The sequence below is a fragment of the Pseudomonas sp. ME-P-057 genome (assembly GCF_030208975.1).
In the GTDB taxonomy this organism is placed as follows: domain Bacteria; phylum Pseudomonadota; class Gammaproteobacteria; order Pseudomonadales; family Pseudomonadaceae; genus Aquipseudomonas; species Aquipseudomonas lutea.
In genome coordinates this window covers 137,346-155,524 of sequence record NZ_JARVSX010000020.1, presented here as the reverse complement: position 1 = coordinate 155,524, position 18,179 = coordinate 137,346, and the positions used below count along the sequence as shown (strand labels likewise).

The window sequence follows — 18,179 nt, the reverse complement described above, 5'->3', positions numbered from 1 at the left end:
TGTCCTTATCAGGGCCGCGCCACGCGGCGGCGGCGGATCCATGCGACCAGGTGATAGCCGCCGCCCGCCGTGAAGACGACTGCGAACACGCTGGCTAGAAGACTGGCGCCCCATAACGCGCCACGATCTCCGATGATCGCAGTTTTTTCCGAGGCTTCGGTGCGATAAAAGACGGTCACCGCATCCCCCACGGAATAACCAAAAATCAAGCCGCTTTCAGCGTAGCTGACCGCGCGTCCTGTGGCATCGGTGAAGTCAATTTGAGGGTGGCTGCCGCCCGCATTGAGTGCGCTGACATGCCCTTGGGCTCGCTGAGCCTGAGCAAGGAAATCCAGACGATCGTTGACCAGGCAGAAAGTGATGTAGAGCAAGAAAAGGCCTAACGGTACGAACACAAGGGCTCGAATAAAATCGCCTCGGCCGGAGGGGGGTGTATGGTTCATGGCAAATCCTTGCATCGTCCTTGAGCGGCGGCCATTACATGGGACGCGCCGAAGCCTGTCAAGGATGGGGCTTGGCAGGGTTGACGCGATGCACAGTTGCCTGAGCACACCAGCGCAATCGTTCACCCGGTCATGACCGGCACACCGCGAAAACTGGCGCGTGCTCTTTCGCCCCTCAACCAGGAAATCGAGATGCCCGATCTTGTTCGTAACGCGACGAGTGCCGACGCAAGAAGGATCAGCGAAATTATCGTTGCGGCGTTGCGTAAATGCAATGCGCGAGACTATTCGCCAGAGGTGATCAGCCAGGTAGCGCAAAGCTTTTCCCCGCCCCAGGTCGTGCGGCTGATCGCAGAGCGAGATGTGTATGTAGCAATGATCAATGACGATATCGTTGCCACGGCGAGTCTTGACCAGAATATCGTCCGAAGTGTCTTCGTCGATCCGCACCACCAGCGGACCGGGATTGGAAAGCGACTGATGGTGCATCTGGAATGCGTGGCTGCCAATCACGGGCATGAGGTGCTGCGCGTACCCTCTTCGATCACGGCCGAGGGATTTTATGCCTCTCTTGGATTTTCGAAAGTTCGCGATGAATTTCATGGCACGGAGCGCACTGTTGTCATGGAGAAGCAACTGGTTTGAATCCCTGAGGCCCGAAGACGCCCCCACTTTCCAAATGGGCATGGCCCGATCACTAACCGCTGCCCCCGCCCACGCGTGACCAAACCTTTGCGACTCACTACAATCCGCCATCCCCGGAACCCATCCGGGCTTGCCTGGAGGGCGGGATGGAGCTTGAACGCCGCAATAACGTCAAGGTGACCGGTGAAGGCCCTGCAACCTTGATCTTTTCACACGGCTTTGGCTGCGACCAAAGCATGTGGCGGTATCTGGCGCCGGACTTCGCCGGGCGTTTCAGGGTCGTGCTCTACGACCTGGTAGGCGCCGGCGGGTCGGATCTCACAGCCTATAGCGCGTCCAGATATAACTCGCTTGGCGGCTATGCCGACGATCTGGCACAACTCATCGAGCAGTTCGCCATCGGGCCGGTCATCACGGTCGGCCACTCGGTCAGCGCAATGATAGGCGCACTGGCAGACAGGCAGTCGCCCGGGCGCATTGCCGGCCACGTGATGATCGGGCCATCACCCTGCTACATCAATTCGGATGATTACGTCGGTGGGTTCACCCTCGAAGACGTCGAGTCACTGCTTGATACCCTGGACCGCAACTACCTCGGCTGGTCCAGCACCATGGCGCCGGCAATCATGGGCGCGCCCGGCCAACCTGCGCTGGGTGTCGAGCTGACCAACAGCTTTTGCCGCACTGAACCGGAAATCGCCAAACAATTTGCCCGCGTCACGTTCCTCTCGGACAACCGGGCTGACCTTCAGGGGCTAAACACCCCTACGTTGATCATCCAGTCAACCGACGACATGATCGCGCCGGTTGAAGTCGGCGAGTATCTGCATGCAATTCTTCCCAACAGCGAGCTTTGCCTGGTCGACAACGTGGGGCATTGCCCCCATATGAGCGCGCCCAGCCCCTGCGTCGCGGCCATGAATCAGTTCCTGCAACGTTGGTTGACGCCTGTTCATGAGCAGTGACCGACCGCCTCTGCCTGACATTGAGGTTCTATTTTCAGGCGCGCCTTGCGGGCTCGTGGTCACCGAACAAAACGGTACGATTGTTCGTGCCAATCTCACTTTCTGCACCTGGATCGGGATGACGGAAAACGCCCTGCTCGGCAGGCGTTTTCAGAGCCTGCTGACCATGGGTGGGCGCATCTTTCACCAGACGCACTGGGCACCTTTGATGCAGATGCAAGGGTCGGTGGCGGAGGTGAAACTCGACGTGCTCCACCATGACCGGCGCATCATCACCATGCTCCTGAACGGTGTGCGGCGCGAACACGCCGGTGGCTGCTTCCATGAGCTGGCACTGTTCACCACAACCGATCGGGACATGTACGAGCGCGAGTTGCTCAATGCACGAAAGGTTGCCGAGCAGTTACTGGCAGAGAAATCCGAAGCCGAAAACGCGCTCAGAGAAGCACAGGAAAAATTGAGGGCCGCGTACCTCAAGGCCCAGCAACGCGCTACGTTTGCCGAACAAATGGTGGCCATTGTCAGCCACGACCTGAAGAACCCTTTGACCGCCATCAAGATGGCCACTCAAATGTTGAGCAGAAGTGAACGTCCTCCGAGAGAGACCACGCTGCTTGGACACATTGGTCAATCGACAGACCGGGCCGAACGGATGATTTCAGACCTGCTCGATCTGGCCCTGGTACGCGTTGGACGCGGATTGGCGGTCAACCGTGCGCCCGCGGACCTGCAGCAATTGGCACGGCAGTCCGTCGAAGAGCTGCAAGTGGCATTTCCGGCTGCCACCTGGGTACATCAGGCCTCGGGGGAGGCAGTCGTAATGCTGGACGCAGATCGCCTGCAGCAGGCGATTGGCAATCTGGCCAGCAATGCGGTGGCCTACGGCGATACGTCGCTGCCCATCACCGTGAGCTGCCACATTGAAGAGGAAAGCGTGTTGCTTTCAGTTCATAACCACGGCGCCCCGATACCCGAGTCGGCCTCATCGGCCTTGTTTGAACCCATGGTGAGAGGGGCTAGCGAATCCGGCGATCTGCGCAGCATTGGACTCGGGCTGTTTATCGTCAGGGAAATCGTGGCCGCTCACGGCGGCACTGTTTCGCTGGAATCAACAGCAGAAACCGGGACTGTATTTAGCCTTGAATTGCCGAGGCACTGACCCTGACGCGTCTGGCGCCGGCTGGACGCGAAGTGACTCGACTGCAGGCTCAGGTTGACGATCCAGAACGAAGCCTGGCCCTTGCGCAGGCACACGACACCTCAACGAGGGCCCTTGTTTTCCGACAGGCAATTACCGCCGTCAACCACCAGAACTTCGCCAGTGATGTAGCTGGCCTCGGGGGAAGTCAGGAATGCTACTGCAGAAGCCACCTCGCCAGGCCGGCCTGCGCGGCCGACCGGCACGTACTGCGCGGCGGCCAGTTCTTCGCGGGTGCTCGACTGGGTGGCGATCCAGCCAGGCGCAACGCAATTGACCGTAATGCCGTACGGCGCCACCTCAAGCGCCAGGCTCATGTTCATGCCGACCATGCCCGCTTTGGCAGCAGCATAAGCGGCTTCCCCGGGGTTGCTGACACGCGTGCCGGTCGTCGAACTGACATGGACGATCCGTCCGTAGCGGCGGTTCTGCATGCCCGGCAAAACCCCTCGGGTGAGTAAAAATGCGGTCGTGAGATTACGGGCAATCGAGGTATTCCAGGCGTCGAGGCTCATCGTCGAAACTTCCGAAAACGCTTCGGCATCTCCGTGAATGGCCATGCCGGCGTTATTCACGAGTACGTCGATCCTGCCCCACAGCGACTCTGCCCACTCAACGAGCTCTGCGACTTGAAGCGGCTGGGTGAGATCCGCCGCGCGGCCTTGAACCTCATAACCCGCGGCGCTGAGCTCGGCGACACGTTCATGGATACGAGCGCTGCTGCCGGTGATGATCAGCTTTGCGCCAGCGTCGCCGAGGCGTTTGGCAATGGCAAAGCCAATGCCCTGTTCGCTGCCCGCTCCACTGACCAGGGCAACCTGACCGCTCCAATTACTGAACATGGGCTGCTCCAAAGGGTTGTGCAGAAAGTAATGCCTGACAACCCAGCGTAGACGCTGCCCGCGTGGAACGATGCAATCGTTTGGTCAGCGACGGCTTCAGGTTGCGTCACTGTCGGTGAGGTGAATGCCCAGATCATGGCGCCCCGGGGCAATGTGCGGTTTGAGGGTCAGCGCCGGAATGTCGTAATCGCCAGCGTTCTGCCGACGAAACGGCAATGGCTGATCAGTGAACAGGTTGTCGAGCCTTGTCGCATAAGCGCTGCACAGCTGGTCGAACCGAGCGGCGTCGACTTTACCGGTTTTATAAACCGGGAAAGGCGGCAGGACCGTGAATCCCGGATAAAACAGGATCCCGTGCTGAATAGGAAACAACACGTCGTTCAACGCCCCGCTCACCCCGCGATCACTGTAGTGCGATTCCCATCCGCCCATGGTCACCGTCAGCATTGCGCGCTTGCCCGCCAGGGTGCCCTCACCGTAGCGATCGCCCCAGTGTTTTTCGCTGTGCTCACCCACACCGTAGGCAAAGCCATAGGCATAAACGCGATCAACCCATCCCTTGAGGATGGCGGGCATCGAAAACCACCACATCGGGAACTGGAAGATCACCGCATCGGCCCACAGCAGCTTGGCCTGTTCAATTTCTACGTCTTTGGGCTGGGCACCTGCGGCGAACACCCGTTGCGACTCGACGGCAGGATTGAAAGGCATCTGGTGGTCGTAGCCAGGGGTGTCGTCAGGATCGAGCGCCGCCTTCCATTGCATTTTGTAGAGGTCCGAAACCTTCACCTCATGACCCTTCGCTTTCAGATGAGCGATTGCGAAGTCCCGCAACGATCCGTTGAGCGAGCGAGATTCAGGGTGGGCATAGATCAAAAGTATGTTCACAACAGGCACCGGTTGATTGAGATGCCACACCGTAAGTGTGAATTCGCTATGCTGGAAATGAATTCCTGAAACAACTGGTATTGCCATGCACTATAGCTTGCGCCATCTCGACCTCAACCTGCTGTTAACGCTGGACGTGCTGTTGACCGAGCAAAACGTGACGCGAGCGGCGCGCGTGTTGAACCTTGCCCAGCCAACCGTGAGCCTGCAGCTCGGCAGGCTCAGGGACATGCTCGATGACCCCCTGCTTTTACCCGGCCCCCGCGGCATGTTACCCACCGAGCGCGCCCGGGAGTTGCGCAAACCGCTGAGCGAGGCCCTCGCGGCACTGGAAAATGCCCTGAGCCCTGTTGAAGCTTTTGATCCCGCACGCGCGACGCACACCTGGAGGGTCGCCGCCAGCGATTACGCAACCACCGCCCTGGTGTGGCCGTCGCTGCGGTTGATCAGAAGCACTGCTCCGAATACTCGTCTGGCGCTGCTGAACAAGAACCCTGTCGACCTGGCCGGCGATCTGGAAAGCGGACGGCTTGATCTCGCTCTGCACATTCGTGGCGAAGCCCCACCGAAGCTGCGTCAACGTTCGTTGGTGCATGAGCGCTACATGCTGGCCGGCCGGCGCGGACATCCCGCTTTCAAGTCAAAGCTGACCCTTAAAGCGTTCTGCGATCTGGAACACGCCATCATGTCGCCCAACGGCGCCGGCTTCGCGGCAAGTACCGATCAGGCACTGGCCGCCGAGGGCCTGGCACGCAAAGTCGTACTATCAGTGCCCAATTTCAACTCACTGATTTCAGCCTTGGCCCACAGCGATCTGGTGGCGGTGGTGCCGGAGCGGATGCTGCGCGACCAACCCTCTCTGCATGTTCAGGCACCTCCGCTCCCCATACCCGGATTTGAAATGCTGATGTTGTGGCCCGAACGCCTGCACCGCGATCCCGCCCATCTGTGGCTGCGAGATCTCATTGCTTCAACGGTGCAGAGCACCGCCGACGTGCCTATCCGAACGCAGTAGTCAAACCCGCGTGCGCATCAAGCCAGCTTGACGTTCATGGTGATACGCGCGTTGAAAACCTTACTGCCCGCTTCGTCAAAAATATCGACTGACACCACTTTGTCTCCGGGAGACGCCCAGTCAATTGCGCTGCCATCAGCGATCGCATGAACGTCACTTTTGGCTTTGGCCAGGTATTCAACCGTCATGCCTTTTGGAATCCAGCGAGCGCCAGCGGGAATGGACACCTCGGTCATCATCCCGCCCGCCAGCTCTGCAGCGTTGCACAGCGCAATGGCGTGTACGGACGCCAGATGGTTGGTGATTTCCTTTCGAAACGGGACGTGGACTTCGGCTCTGCCGGAAGCAAGAACCGAAATTTGGGGCGTGATGGTGCTGAAGTACGGAGCCATTTGGCAGGCCATATTGCTAAAGGCGGACGCGCCAACGCTTTGATACATGCTCAGTGTCTGACTCATGGATACACCTCAGTCTTTGAACGAATCGGATTAAACAGAATAATATTCTGTAACGGAACGATATTCTGCGAGTAAGGAATCGTCAATCCCTCGTTCTCGGTCACGCTTTCCGATACGATCCGGCTTTTCGCGAGAAAACGATGGAACCCGCCGATCTTCTAGAACGCTGCTACCCGGGCCGACGTGCCGAATCCAAGAGGCTGATTCTTCGTAGCGCCCTGGCGTTGTTCAATCAGCAGGGCATTGAAGCGACGACCATTGAGCACATTCGAAGTGACAGCGAGATGAGCGTTGGCGCGATCTATCATCACTTCGAAAACAAGGAGGGGCTGGTGGCCGCGTTGTACATGGCCGCCTTGGAGGATCAGGGCAGGCTTCGCGACGATTACGTGGGAGCGGCTCAGTCAGCCGAGTCAGTCATTCACGCTTTGGTGTACAGCTACGTCGACTGGGTCACGCAGCAACCCGAGTGGGCCAGGTTCCAGTTTCAGGCCCGCTATGAGGTCGCCAAAAGCGCCTTTGGCGACCGCCTTATACAGGCCAATCAGGCGCGCAATGCCAAGCTCAGGGCTTGGTACGAAGACTCGGTACAACAAGGGGCGATGCAGCAATTCCCGCTGGATCTGTTGCTGTCGCTGATCATTGGATCTACCGAAAACTACTGCAGGGCCTGGCTATCGGGGCGAGTGAAAAACAGCCCTGATCAATACCGTACCCAACTCGCTGAAGCGGCTTGGCGAACCGTCAGAAACTAACAGGCGCGGCAGCCGCTACTCGCCGTGCCGGTTCGCGACAACCCTCGCGGCCAGTGATCTGCCGGCCAGACAAACATAAAAAACACTGTTGATCCATCCAGTATTCGGGTTTAGGCTTGCCGGAAACATCTGCACTCCAACGGCGCCCTCTCATGACTCACTCACCTCACCTCCCGGATGACTCCTTCCTTGAACTCGGCGTACCCACCGAGCTTGAGAGCTACCAGCACCAGTGCCTGATGCTCGTTGACGAGCTTCATGACGCATGGTCTGACATCAGACGGTTGAAGGCCGACGCGCGTACGTTGATCGCCATGAACGACGTGCTCAAGGCTGAGCTGAAAGCGTTGAAAGGTGGCGCTCATTAAGCGCCGCCAGGCTGCTTCAAACGCTTGCCGCCAGCGCTTTTGCCGAGCGGATGTGGGCCGCAGGACACGCATCCATAGTGCAAAGCCAGGCGATCAGCGAAGGCCAAAGCCCATGCGGGTGAGCTGATCAACAAGGTGCTCGCGACCATGCAGACTCGCGGCGTTCTGCAGCCGATTGACGACCTGCTCCGACCAGCCGTTTGCCTTCATGCCCTCGCGCCGATAGAAGTCGCCCAGCCGCTGGTCATAATCGGCGACCGCCGCTGGCTCCGGCTCCGCCGAGTAGGTTTCGTGGTGAAGCACCGCTGTTTGCGGAAGTCTCGGCTTGACCTTGCCTGGTAGCTCCGCAGAAGGGTATCCCACGCAGAGGCCGAACACGGGATACACATGCGCAGGCAGCCCGAGCTCCCTGGCAACCCCCTCGATGTCGTTGCGAATGGCCCCGATGTAAACGCTTCCAAGCCCCAACGATTCCAGTGCCACGACCGCGTTTTGCGCCGCCAGCGACGCATCGATGGTGCCGAGCAACAGGCTTTCAAGATAAGGCAGCGCCTGCAGCTCGACGTCTTGCAGTGCAGCGATGCGAGAAACCCGGGACAGGTCGGCGAGCCACACGAAGAACAGCGGCGCCTGTCGGATGTACGCTTGATTGCCGGCCAGTGCCGAGAGACGCGCCTTTCGCTCGGGCTCCTGCACCGCCACAACGCTCCAGACCTGCAGGTTTGACGAGGTGGCTGCAGATTGTGCAGCGGCGATCAGGGTCTCGATCAGCCCATCCGGCAACGGCTCTGAGCTGAAGGCCCGGACGCTGCGATGATCAAGCAGCAGATCGATTGTGTCGCTCCACGTGGCGAGCGGAGATGCATCAGGCTCGCCGTAGCGAGCCGCCATTTTTGCCTGGCTGGTGGGGGTCATCGGGGTCTCTCCAAAAGGTCGACCGAGGCTATCAAATCGGTGCCCCTCTCGCATGTCCCGGTCGGAAATCTTCATCCAGCCCACTTCCACGTCAGGTCCAGGCAAGCAGGCAGACAGGCATGCGGGTGGCGAGGCGCTGCCCGTTGCCGACTACCGATTGACCGTCAGTCATTCGCTGGCCACTCCAGACGAACCCGCCGCCGCAATCCGCTTCCAACTGATATGCACGGCATAACGCGGTGCCAGGAGGTTGTGATGAACACAGAGACCCGATTTCAAAGTGACCTGGGCGGTGACGACCCGATGCCGACGTCCCCCGACCCGCTGTCACCTCGCCGGACAGACTTGCACCCCAGCGACCAGCCAGGCGTGGACGAGCTACCCGATAACGAAGGTCAAACCCCGGCAGACACGGATCAGGAAGCCTCGCGTCAGGGGAATATGCCGGATGTGGACGTCGATAATGCCGAGCTGGATGACCAGCCCAATCCTCGCTAACCCGACAGGGGCCTCCTGACGACCGAGTCGTCAGGAGGTCAGCCTTCCTTTCCTACCCTCGCGCCAGCAGCCAGTCGTCGATCATCCCCACCGCCTCCTGCACATCCACCTGGTCGCTGTGAATGTGCAGCTCGGGAAACACCGGTGGCTCATAAGGGGCATCCAATCCGGTAAACCCGGAAATCGACCCCGCCCGTGCGCGGCGGTACAAGCCTTTGGGATCGCGGGCCTCGGCCACCGCCAGCGGCACATCCACATAGACTTCAACAAACCGCGTGCTGCCAACAATCGAGCGGGCCAGATGCCGAGCTGCGCGCGTGGGCGAGATCAACGCAACCATCACCGTCAGTCCCGCATCGGCCATGAGCGCGGCCACCTCGGCGACGCGGCGAACGTTTTCATCGCGATCCTTGGCTGAGAAACTCAGGTCCCGGCACAGGCCGGTGCGCACCGAGTCGCCATCCAGAATGCAGGTCGTCAGCCCGCGGCTTTGCAGCACCGGGCCGAGGCTGTCGACAATGGTCGATTTGCCCGCGGCCGATAGGCCTGTCAGCCAGATGACCCGCGGCCTGATGTGGGCGCCAGTCGCGGTGGTGTGCTGAAACGCATACGGCGTGAGGTAGTTGTGTCGGGTCAGGCCAGGGTTGTAGGTTTTCATGTGCAGGCTCCTCCTTGAGTCAGTGTCAGGCGTGGCCTTGATGGACGATGAAATCCACGCTCATGACGTCATACACGGGTTTGAAATCGCCAAAGGAGCCCGGCGTGTGGAAGCCGGCCTCGCGCAATTCTTCCTGTAACTGGCGGGGTCGAATCGGGAACACCCGCAAGCGGTATTGAGCCCCGTCGGCAAAATCGTAAACAAACTCGCACCGTGACTCGTCCAGTTCACCGAGTGTCACGCGGGCGGTCTTGCCGCAATAGTAATAACGCCCCGAGGACGAAAAGCGCCCCGCGAGAATGGCCTCGAAATTGCGCTGATCCACCAGCAACAGCCCGCCGGGTTTGAGCATCCGCCGGAACCGCTCAAGCGCCGCTATGCGCGCCTGCCGGTCAAACACATGGCACAGGGAGCTGCCCAGACACAGCACCGCATCAAAGGTGCCCAGCACCCGTGGATCCAGCGCCTGCCAATCGTGGCAGTGGACTGGCACGCCGATGCCGAGTCGATCCAGGTTGCACCGTGCGCGATCCACCATCGTCGGGCTGCCGTCGCTGGCGGTCACATCAAAACCGGCCTTGTGCAACTGCGCCGCATGGAAGCCGCTGCCAGTGGCGACATCCAGCACTCGCCAGGCGCGGGCCTGGCGCAGAAGATCGGAAAAGAACGCCCCCTCCCCGGCGGCCCGTTTTTCCCAGTCGATCAATTCGTCCCAGCGCGCGACGAAATCTTCAGCGTACTGCCGAGCGTAATCGTGGTCCGCACTACTCGAAGCTTCAACGGGCGAAAGCGCGATGACCGGTGGCATGGGCAACGACTCCTTTGTGCGCGCCGTTCCCGGCGTAGGTTTTGTATTTGCAGCCCAGCTCCTCGGCCCAGGCAGCGGCGTCGCTGACGCGCATTTCGGCCATGGAGAAACCCAGCTCACGCTGCATGACGGCCATTTGTGACTGGCCGAACACCGCCGTACCGTCGGCGCGAATCATGCTGATCCCGTCCAGCCGCTGGCCGGCTTCGTTGACTTTTATGGCTTCTTCGCGGGTGACGCCGTAGGGCAGGTCGAGCAAGACCTTGCCCATACCGACCTTGATGGGGTAACCGCCAGGCAGACCCTGGGGCCCGGGTGCATGGACCCGCACCTCATTTTCAGCGAAGAGGTTTTCCAGCACGGTCACCGCCGACATCGCCGTCAGGTACTGCCCGTCCGTGCCACCCAACCGTCGGAACTCGCTGGCGATACAGCCGAAGATAGCGTCGGCGGCATGCTCATCGGTGCGTTCTTCACCCTCAATCCAGTACGTCAGATTACACGTGGGGTCTGGCACTTGCGGAGGCAGACCATGCCGTGGCACCCAGTGGCTGAAATAATGGTGCCCCACCAGTTTCACCCTGACTTGCGAGGGATGGCATTCGGTAAGGCGCGCAATCGCGCTGCGCGTGGCGGGAACCAGATTGGCGATGTTGCCAACGCCGACATCCGGCGCCATGCCCACTTTGTACAGAATCGGGTTCACCGCGTCCGGAAAGGCAGCATTGATCACCAGGCACTTGGGGCACGATTGTTTGATCGCCCGCATCAAGGCGTGGGCCGGCGCAAGGTGCATCGGCAGCCAGGGGCCCAACTGGGCGTGATCGAGGGCGGCAAACTTGTCGGCCGGCAGCTGCGTTATCACGCGCCAGGACTGCAAGGAAGCGCAGTTGAGCACGATGTCCGGTTTGATTTTCAGCAGCGTCTCGGCGTTGCGGCCGATCCAAGATTCCTTCAAGTCCATCTGGTGGCTGTGGATCTCGACCGCCACGTTTTGCTGGAGCGCGGCGAGACGGATGAGGTTGGTCAGCCGGTCCGCCTTTTCCAGATCCCGGCTTGCCACGTGAAACTCGAACTGATTGCGAGGGGCCAGGATCTGCAGGATCTGCAGACACAGGTTGCCGCCGCCGACGATGAGCAGTTTCTTGCGGTGCATGGTGTTCTCCCTGAAATGCGTGAACAAGGGTGGCGTTGCCATTGACTAGCGCGGGTACGCGCCGTTATCCACGGCAATGACTTTGCCGGTCAGGTGCCGGCTTTGCGCCGACAATAAAAACAGGATGACGTCGGCCACGCCCTGCGGCTGGAGCGGTGCGTCGATGATTTCCTGGCGCTCGTACTCCCGGCGCCGGTGCTCGGGGATGCGGTCATGAATGGACGTGTCGCGAACCAGCGCCGGCGACACCGCGTTCACTCGGACACGGGGCGCGAAATTCCAGGCATTGGCCTTGGTCAGCCCGATGACCCCGGCCTTGGTCGCGCCATACAACGCATCCATGCTGCCGACCTCACCGGCGACGGAGGTGACGTTGACGATGCTGCGCGAATGCGTCGCCCTGGTTTCACGACGGGCGAAGTCCTTCGACAGGTAGATCAGCGACTTCAGGTTGACCGCCCAGATCTCCTCCACCTCTTCGTCGCTGTAGTCGTACACGCTTTTGCCGTGATACACCCCGGCGTTGTTGACCAGTGCCTCCAGTGCACAATGGCGATGACGGTCGTACAGATCACCAATGAAGGACTGGTAGACCTGCGGCCGGGAAAAGTCCGCCAGATGAGTTTCCAGCCGGTGCGTTGGCAGACGGGCCTGCAGGGCTTGCAGCCCGAGACGGTCCTTGTCGGCAGCAATGACGTAATAACCGGCCTCGACGCAGGCAATGGCGGTGGCCTTGCCAATGCCATTGGCCGCGCCGGTGATCACAACCTTCTTCATGGCGGTGTCGGGGATGACGTCCTGGTTCATGGCTGTACCTGCTGGGTGAACTGATTCATGCGTTCGTAGAACGGGCGATGACGTTCGTAGTGGCCAATCAGGTGAGGAGGAAGACGCCGACAATCCGCCCCGGTCTCCTTCGGGTCCGGCCTGATCGCGGTGCTGTTCTCGGCATCCTTGTGCCAACAGCGCCACGCCTTCCATTGCTCGGGACACGCCGGCGCCCAACTCAGCGCCTGGGGCAGGAACTCCAGTTGCAGGTACTCGCAGAGCTTGCGTAGCGTGTATTCGGGATGCCGGGCGAGGTCCTCGGCGTTGATCACGTACGGGATTTTTCCGGTGATCCGGGTGACCGCGCAGAAAATCTCGTGCAGCGCCTGATGGCCGATGGCATGCACCGGCATGTGCGCAAAGATGGCGTGATGAGACAGGATGGCGCGCGCGGGCTCGCGGATGATGAACACGTGCTGCTGCTCGCGCAGAAATGCGTCATCGGCTTTCAGCGCATCGACGCAGTGGTAACACATGTCCTTGTGAAAGACGTTTGAGCGCTGCCTCGCTGTGCGCAACATCGCCTTGATCGCTTCATAGTCACGCGGCATGTCGCCATTCAGGTCGTCATGGGGAATGGCCGACCGGGCGTCAAAGGCCATGTACGCAAACGGTTCATGAAACACCTCGAAATCACCGCGTTCGATAAACACCCGCTCCAGCGCGGTCGAGCGAGAACGCGGATGAGCCCACAGGGCGATCATGCGGTTCATGCGCGCTGCTCCATGCCAGTGTGACGGGGCGCCGAACGGGCCACACAGTCAGGCCCGTCGAGGGTGTCGCTGACAAACCGGTGCAGGCGCTCAACACCACGACGCGCGTCATTGGCTGCGGTCAGAAAGGCCGGTTGGCGGGCGAACTCGTCGGCCGCAAGACCGCCTTCGAAATACGCCTGATTGAAATAGGACAGGCCGAGCAGACGGTCGAGCACCTTGTCCGGGATCGCCAGCCACTGCGGCGACGGCTCGATTGGCCGCCCCGCCTGTGCACGGCGCACGAGGAACTCGAGGATGGCCGGCGTCAGCGTATAGAGCGTGGTTTCGGCCCCGGTGCGCTGCAAGTGCCAGCAGTGCTCGCGTCCGCGCGCGTCGGTGTCGACCTTGATGCTGCACAGCAGCAGTCGGGCGGGGGTGTCGCGCCGGCGCATCAGCGCCTGCATCGCTTGATACACCGCCAGTTCAGCCCAACGCATGTCCGTACGGGTCAGGTTAATGCGATTGCTGCGTGCCTGCCGCACGAACTCCACCTCCGCCCCCAGGCGCCCGATCATGAAGCTCACCACGTGGCGCGCCCGCTTCAGATTCACCCCGTTGGCCTGCGCTCGTTGTCGGCCGCGTGAATGGCCTTCAGGCAGGCATCAAGCTGCGAGACCGAAAAGCAGAAGGTGTTATTGATCGAACAGCCCTGCGCGACCAGGTGTTCGATGGCGTGATAGCCCTGCGCGCTGCCCGGAATCTTGATCATGATATTGGGCGCCAGCGCGGCCAACTCCAGGCCGCGCGCCACCAGTGCGTCGCGGTTCATCCAGTGCCCGCCTTCGATCTGCGCCGACAGCCAGCCCGCCTGATGCCGCGATTGCCCGAACAGCGGCAGTAGCCGCTCTGCAGCCTCGACGATCGACTGATCGTAGAGCCTTGTCACCCGCGCATGGGCGGGCATCGACGACGGCACCGCGTTGAGGACATCCCGGTAATGCGCCGCATGGTTCATGACCGCCTGACTGATCAATACCGGGTTAGTGGTGGCGCCACTCAGGGCCGAGCCCGGCTGACCCCATTCTTGCGGGAGAAGGTCTGCGATAAATGCCTGCATACCTGGATAGCTCCGCAACAACTTGAGGCGGCACTCGTTATATATAACAGGCGAAGAATCAAACCAGACTTCCGAGTCGGAGTTATAACGTTTTAAAAGCTGAACGAAGCCCGAACCATCCATGAAGATGCCCTTCCTTTGTCATGAGAACACGGAAATCGAAGCCCACATGCAGCACGGGCAAAATGCCAGCTTTTTCAAGCTGATAGTCGGATGACTGAGGCTTCGAGACCTTACGATGGATCCAATCGGACAACCTGTCAAACCCAATTCAGTGGATTTTTAATGCCGAATTGGAATAAAAAATTTAATCGTGCGTCTTAGCAGCTGCAGAGGGCATGAGTCAGTCCGAGGCCCTTTTTCGGAGACATTCAAATGGATGAAATCATATGAGTGCCGCGTTACTTATAAAAACAATAAGCCGTTCACTTATATCAATGACCACGTGCTGAATAGGCATACTTCTCACGTTAGTTGTAGATCTAACAATAAGTGTGATCAATGGAACATGCGCATTGCCTCAACGGATAAATGCACGCCTGGGCGTGTTCGATCACACATGTCACTCGACGGCCGCCGAGCGTTGGGTTATGAAAGCGAGACGGCAACCACCGCACCGGCCCGGTTTTAACCGCCGGACCGAAACAGATCAAAAAACAGACCAAGAGACCTGACCGTGAGCACACCTTCCGACACCCAACGCTACAGCTACAAGGCCCGCTGGTTTCACTGGGTCATGGCCGTCCTGATTGTGCTGGCCTATGCGCTGATCCTGAGCCGTACACAGCTTGCCCGAGGCAGCGACGCCCGCACCTTCGTTGTGCAGACGCATTTCTGGGTCGGTATCGTCGTGCTGGTGATGGCTTTCTTCCGGGTTGCCGAGCGCCGCCGTCACACGCCGCCAGGTATTACCCCGCCACTTGAAGGCGTGCTGCGTCTGGCGGCCACGCTGTCGCATTACGCGCTCTACGCTTTCCTCTTCGCACAACCCCTGCTGGGTCTGTTTACAGTGCTGCTGGAACGCGGCGCCTTGCCAATCCCCCTCACCGGGTTGAGCATTCCTGCGCCCTTCGATATGTCCAAAGACACCGCCGAGACGCTGGAGCACTATCACGTCTTGCTCGGCACTATTTTTTACTACGTCATTGGCCTGCACGTGATCGCGGCCGTCTGGCACCACTTCGTGCGCAAGGACAACACGGTCAAACGTATGGTGTGAAGGCGGCCTGGCGCCGAGTCGTTTACATGCTCAGCGCCGGGCTCCGATCAGGCGCGTGGGGCGGGCGCGGCCATGCGAGCCTCATCAAGAAGCCCGCGAATAACCTGCTCCTGTTCTTCGTACGCGCCTTCCCCGAAATGGCTGTAACGGATCTGCCCCCGGGCATCGACAAGGTAGTGCGCAGGCCAGTATTGGTTGTCGAACGCGCGCCAGATCGCATAGTCATTGTCGATCGCGATTGGGTAGTTCAGGCCCAGCCTGGCCACGCTCTTGCGCACGTTGTCGATGACCCGCTCGTAGGGGTATTCAGGCGTGTGGACGCCGATGACCACCAGACCGTCCTTCTCGTACTTTTTCGCCCATTCGTTAACGTGCGGAATGCTGTGCTGGCAATTGATGCAGTCGAATGTCCAGAAGTCGACGAGCACCACCTTCCCGCGCAGGGATTCGGAGGTCAGCGCGGGTGAATTGAGCCACGCCGATGCGCCGGATAACGACGGCATCTCGCCCTGGCTGCTGACATCCGGCGCCGCAGCCGCTTTCACGCTGCTGACCACATAATCGATGGCCTTGGGCACGCTGCTCAGCAGCCGCTGCTCGACTGCCGCTGCGGACTCGGACGACGTCCCGGCCAGGAGCTGATTCTGCGTACCGGTGGCAATGCCGACGGCCACCATCAGTGCCGCGAGACCAGCGCTGCGACGCAGCCAGGCGGTCGCGGGCAGCGACAACTTCAACCGCGCCAGCAAACCGCGCCCGGCAAAGATCACGACACCCAATGAAACCGCGCTGCCCAGCCCGTACGCCAGCAGAAGCAAGCTGGTCTGCGGGTTGGGCCCTTGCAGCATCGCCCCGCTCAGAATGATCCCCAGAATAGGGCCGGCGCAGGGCGCCCACAGCAACCCCGTGGCGATACCTATGAGCACCGAGGCAAAAGGTCCTGACAGGCGCCGCGTGGCGGGGTCGAGGCGATTGCCCAACGCTACCAGCGGCAGCGTCAGCCAATGGCTGACCCGCGCGGAGAGCAGCGACAGTGCGAACAGCACGAGGACCACAAGCGCGACGTCACGACCGATGCCGTTGGCGGCAACCACCCAGTTGCTGCTGACCACTGCGAGGCTGGAAACCAGAGCAAAGGTCAGCATCAGCCCTAGCAGCGTCATGAGAATCGACGCTGCCGAACGATCCGCGCGGGCAAAGAGAAACGGCACAACCGGCAAGATGCAGGGGCTGAGCACGGTAACGATGCCGCCCAGAAATGCGATCAGGAACATGGACGTTCACCTCCAGCGGAGGCGCCGCCTGGAGCGCGGGCGAAGAGAAGATCAGGTGTAAGGTTTTTCCAGTTCATGACGGGGCCCCGGGCGATGAATGCGTTGGATTGAAGTCATCGAGGCCAATCGCCTCGATGGCGTCATTCAACGCCCGGGAAGTGTCGTCGATGTGTCCCGACCGCAGGCCAATGGATCAACGAGTGTCTGGCGCGCATTGCGATACACCGCGATACACGAAGCGCATCAGCGGTGCCTGTCAGCCGAGTCCACCGTTCCGTCTACCGGATCAGGCGGCACGGGGCCGTCCTGGCTGGTGTCGATGCTGACCACCACCGACATCCCCGGACGCAACCGGTCCACCTCGGGCTGGTCGTCGTCGATGGTAATGCGCACCGGAATCCGCTGTGCAATCTTGACGAAGTTACCGGTCGCATTGTCGGCAGGGAGCAGGCTGAACTCGGACCCTGCCGCCGGTGAAATGCGCTGCACCCGGCCGTGCATCTTCAGGTTCTCAAGGGCATCGACGGTGAAGCTCACTGGCTGCCCCAAGCGCACATTGGCCATTTGGGTTTCTTTCATGTTGGCAATGATCCAGCGCGGCCGCGGCACCAGCGCCATCAACTGCGCACCGGAGTTGACATAGGCCCCGAGGCGCACGCCAATTTGTCCCAACTGGCCGTCGCGGGGCGCTGTGATGCGCGTGTTAGTGAGGTCGATCCGCGCCAGCTCGATAGCCGCTTCGGCGTTTTTTACCGAGGCCTCCAGGGAGCCACGGTTGACGATCACGGTTTGCAGGTCCTGACGTGAGATTTCCAGCGCCGCCCTGGCCTCGGCCAGGGCCGCTTTCGCCTGAGCGTCCGCTGCGCGCGTGACGTCAAACTCACTTTTCGACACCGAGCCGTCGGTGACCAGCGCCTGACCACGGCGCAGGTCGGCACCGGCCTTTTCAGTCTGCGCCTGAGCATTGGCAACGGCCGCCTGACGCTGGGCAATCGTGGCCTCGGCGCTGCGTCGCTGCTGCAGATTATTGGCCAGAGCGGCTTTCTGGATGCCCAACTGCGCCAGTCCCTGATCGAGGCGCTGCTGGTAAATCCGGTCGTCAATGCGCACCAGCAGATCGCCCTGCTTGACCCATTGGAAATCCTGTACCGGGACTTCGTACACGTAACCGCTCAGCTGTGGGCCAATGAGTGTGGTCTGGCCTCGTATCAACGCGTTTTCCGTGCTCTCGATCGGGCTGCTGAAAGGCGGCAACTGCCAGGCGTAAAGCACCACCAGCACGCCGGCCAGGGCGATGCCGCCGAACAGGATCGCCGACACCAGGCGAATGCGGGCCGAACGCGGCTGCGTGGTGGCCGGCATTACCACAGGAGCGGGTGCAGGTGCTGCGGCCGCGGCATGGGGAGGTGTCGAACTGGCGGCCGGGTTGCTGCT

The 18,179-nt window shown here is 60.6% G+C and carries 22 protein-coding genes; 8 read left to right on the top strand and 14 right to left on the bottom strand.

From position 1 onward, the window contains the following. Positions 1-8: 8 nt before the first annotated feature. A complete protein-coding gene (locus QRN48_RS11030) occupies positions 9-443 on the bottom strand; it encodes a DUF3592 domain-containing protein (RefSeq protein ID WP_350310426.1) in 435 nt (144 codons plus the stop codon). A 192-nt stretch (positions 444-635) separates the two neighbouring features. On the opposite strand from QRN48_RS11030, the gene QRN48_RS11025 reads away from it, so the two are divergent. The 3 genes from QRN48_RS11025 to QRN48_RS11015 all read left to right on the top strand — a co-directional run bounded on the left by QRN48_RS11025 (position 636) and on the right by QRN48_RS11015 (position 3,212). Continuing rightward, positions 636-1,088: a GNAT family N-acetyltransferase gene (locus QRN48_RS11025; protein ID WP_285350616.1), complete on the top strand. Its 453-nt coding sequence runs from the start codon at positions 636-638 to the stop codon at positions 1,086-1,088. Positions 1,089-1,234: 146 nt separating this feature from the next. Then, positions 1,235-2,053, top strand: coding sequence for an alpha/beta fold hydrolase (locus tag QRN48_RS11020; RefSeq protein WP_285350560.1), 819 nt, complete (start codon positions 1,235-1,237; stop codon positions 2,051-2,053). Beyond that, positions 2,043-3,212 carry a PAS domain-containing sensor histidine kinase gene (locus QRN48_RS11015; protein WP_285350559.1) on the top strand — a complete coding sequence of 390 codons (1,170 nt, stop codon included), beginning with the start codon at positions 2,043-2,045 and terminating at the stop codon, positions 3,210-3,212. The genes QRN48_RS11020 and QRN48_RS11015 overlap by 11 nt, the downstream gene beginning before the upstream one ends. 101 nt (positions 3,213-3,313) lie before the next feature. Here QRN48_RS11015 and QRN48_RS11010 read toward each other — a convergent pair whose 3' ends face one another. Together QRN48_RS11010 and QRN48_RS11005 are read right to left on the bottom strand one after the other, a co-directional pair. After that, complete coding sequence (locus tag QRN48_RS11010; RefSeq protein ID WP_285350558.1) at positions 3,314-4,093, bottom strand: SDR family NAD(P)-dependent oxidoreductase; 780 nt, start codon at positions 4,091-4,093, stop codon at positions 3,314-3,316. Between the two features lie 96 nt (positions 4,094-4,189). Then, positions 4,190-4,981, bottom strand: coding sequence for an NAD(P)H-dependent oxidoreductase (locus QRN48_RS11005; protein WP_285350556.1), 792 nt, complete (start codon positions 4,979-4,981; stop codon positions 4,190-4,192). Positions 4,982-5,066: 85 nt separating this feature from the next. Between QRN48_RS11005 and QRN48_RS11000 the strand changes: the two genes are divergently transcribed. Continuing rightward, positions 5,067-5,996, top strand: coding sequence for a LysR family transcriptional regulator (locus tag QRN48_RS11000; RefSeq protein WP_285350554.1), 930 nt, complete (start codon positions 5,067-5,069; stop codon positions 5,994-5,996). A 17-nt stretch (positions 5,997-6,013) separates the two neighbouring features. Here the strand turns inward: QRN48_RS11000 and QRN48_RS10995 are convergent, their stop codons facing one another. Further along, the gene (locus tag QRN48_RS10995) at positions 6,014-6,454 is read right to left on the bottom strand and encodes a hotdog fold domain-containing protein (RefSeq protein WP_285350553.1); all 441 of its coding nucleotides are present in this window, start codon (positions 6,452-6,454) and stop codon (positions 6,014-6,016) included. Positions 6,455-6,594: 140 nt separating this feature from the next. Here QRN48_RS10995 and QRN48_RS10990 point away from each other — a divergent pair, with 140 nt between their 5' ends. Together QRN48_RS10990 and QRN48_RS10985 are read left to right on the top strand one after the other, a co-directional pair. Beyond that, positions 6,595-7,209 (top strand): TetR/AcrR family transcriptional regulator, encoded by a 615-nt coding sequence (locus tag QRN48_RS10990; protein WP_285350552.1) that lies wholly within the window; start codon positions 6,595-6,597, stop codon positions 7,207-7,209. A gap of 152 nt (positions 7,210-7,361) precedes the next feature. Then, positions 7,362-7,577, top strand: coding sequence for a hypothetical protein (locus QRN48_RS10985; RefSeq protein ID WP_037013591.1), 216 nt, complete (start codon positions 7,362-7,364; stop codon positions 7,575-7,577). Between the two features lie 93 nt (positions 7,578-7,670). Here the strand turns inward: QRN48_RS10985 and QRN48_RS10980 are convergent, their stop codons facing one another. Then, on the bottom strand, positions 7,671-8,492 hold the full coding sequence (locus QRN48_RS10980; protein ID WP_285350551.1) for an NADPH-dependent oxidoreductase: 822 nt from the start codon (positions 8,490-8,492) through the stop codon (positions 7,671-7,673). Positions 8,493-8,747: 255 nt separating this feature from the next. Here QRN48_RS10980 and QRN48_RS10975 point away from each other — a divergent pair, with 255 nt between their 5' ends. Then, positions 8,748-8,990 carry a hypothetical protein gene (locus tag QRN48_RS10975; protein ID WP_037013595.1) on the top strand — a complete coding sequence of 81 codons (243 nt, stop codon included), beginning with the start codon at positions 8,748-8,750 and terminating at the stop codon, positions 8,988-8,990. A 52-nt stretch (positions 8,991-9,042) separates the two neighbouring features. On the opposite strand, the gene cysC is transcribed toward QRN48_RS10975, so the two are convergent. The 7 genes from cysC to QRN48_RS10940 are packed head-to-tail and all read right to left on the bottom strand — an operon-like array spanning position 9,043 to position 14,252. Beyond that, entirely contained in the window at positions 9,043-9,648 is a 606-nt protein-coding gene (gene cysC / locus QRN48_RS10970) for an adenylyl-sulfate kinase (RefSeq protein WP_191945757.1), read from the bottom strand. A 25-nt stretch (positions 9,649-9,673) separates the two neighbouring features. Further along, complete coding sequence (locus QRN48_RS10965) at positions 9,674-10,456, bottom strand: class I SAM-dependent methyltransferase (protein WP_191945758.1); 783 nt, start codon at positions 10,454-10,456, stop codon at positions 9,674-9,676. Continuing rightward, positions 10,425-11,612 (bottom strand): hypothetical protein, encoded by a 1,188-nt coding sequence (locus QRN48_RS10960; protein WP_285350548.1) that lies wholly within the window; start codon positions 11,610-11,612, stop codon positions 10,425-10,427. The genes QRN48_RS10965 and QRN48_RS10960 overlap by 32 nt, the downstream gene beginning before the upstream one ends. A gap of 45 nt (positions 11,613-11,657) precedes the next feature. Next, complete coding sequence (locus QRN48_RS10955) at positions 11,658-12,389, bottom strand: SDR family NAD(P)-dependent oxidoreductase (RefSeq protein ID WP_350310425.1); 732 nt, start codon at positions 12,387-12,389, stop codon at positions 11,658-11,660. 26 nt (positions 12,390-12,415) lie between these two features. After that, a complete protein-coding gene (locus tag QRN48_RS10950; protein ID WP_285350545.1) occupies positions 12,416-13,153 on the bottom strand; it encodes a sulfotransferase-like domain-containing protein in 738 nt (245 codons plus the stop codon). Continuing rightward, the gene (locus tag QRN48_RS10945) at positions 13,150-13,746 is read right to left on the bottom strand and encodes a hypothetical protein (RefSeq protein WP_285350544.1); all 597 of its coding nucleotides are present in this window, start codon (positions 13,744-13,746) and stop codon (positions 13,150-13,152) included. Before QRN48_RS10945 ends, QRN48_RS10950 begins: the two co-directional genes overlap by 4 nt. Then, complete coding sequence (locus QRN48_RS10940) at positions 13,743-14,252, bottom strand: transaldolase family protein (RefSeq protein ID WP_285350543.1); 510 nt, start codon at positions 14,250-14,252, stop codon at positions 13,743-13,745. The genes QRN48_RS10945 and QRN48_RS10940 overlap by 4 nt, the downstream gene beginning before the upstream one ends. Positions 14,253-14,928: 676 nt before the next feature. Between QRN48_RS10940 and QRN48_RS10935 the strand changes: the two genes are divergently transcribed. Continuing rightward, positions 14,929-15,471 carry a cytochrome b gene (locus QRN48_RS10935; protein WP_285350542.1) on the top strand — a complete coding sequence of 181 codons (543 nt, stop codon included), beginning with the start codon at positions 14,929-14,931 and terminating at the stop codon, positions 15,469-15,471. Between the two features lie 47 nt (positions 15,472-15,518). Here QRN48_RS10935 and QRN48_RS10930 read toward each other — a convergent pair whose 3' ends face one another. After that, positions 15,519-16,745, bottom strand: a complete 1,227-nt coding sequence (locus QRN48_RS10930) for a cytochrome c biogenesis protein DipZ (protein WP_285350540.1) — start codon at positions 16,743-16,745, stop codon at positions 15,519-15,521. Positions 16,746-16,988: 243 nt separating this feature from the next. After that, entirely contained in the window at positions 16,989-18,107 is a 1,119-nt protein-coding gene (locus QRN48_RS10925; RefSeq protein WP_285350615.1) for an HlyD family secretion protein, read from the bottom strand. Positions 18,108-18,179 lie beyond the last annotated feature (72 nt).